This window comes from Dietzia massiliensis, assembly GCF_018390595.1.
Taxonomy (GTDB): domain Bacteria; phylum Actinomycetota; class Actinomycetes; order Mycobacteriales; family Mycobacteriaceae; genus Dietzia; species Dietzia massiliensis.
In genome coordinates, this window is sequence record NZ_JAHBAV010000296.1 from 1 (window position 1) to 372 (window position 372).

The 372-nt window shown below is 53.2% G+C and carries 1 rRNA gene; it reads right to left on the reverse strand.

What is annotated here, in order from left to right:
* Positions 1-372, reverse strand: a 23S ribosomal RNA gene (locus KHA85_RS20595); the annotation flags it as partial.

A 372-nucleotide genomic window follows, 5' to 3' on the forward strand; every position in this document is an offset into this window, starting at 1 on the left:
GGCTGCTTCTAAGCCAACATCCTGGCTGTCTGTGCCTTCCCACATCGTTTCCCACTTAACCATGACTTTGGGACCTTAGCTGGCGGTCTGGGTTGTTTCCCTCTTCACGACGGACGTTAGCACCCGCCGTGTGTCTCCCGTGATAACATTCTTCGGTATTCGGAGTTTGCATCGGTTTGGTAAGCCGGGATGGCCCCCTAGCCGAAACAGTGCTCTACCCCCGAAGATGAGTTCACGAGGCGCTACCTAAATAGCTTTCGGGGAGAACCAGCTATCTCCCGGTTTGATTGGCCTTTCACCCCCAGCCACAAGTCATCCGCTAATTTTTCAACATTAGTCGGTTCGGTCCTCCAGTTAGTGTTACCCAACCTT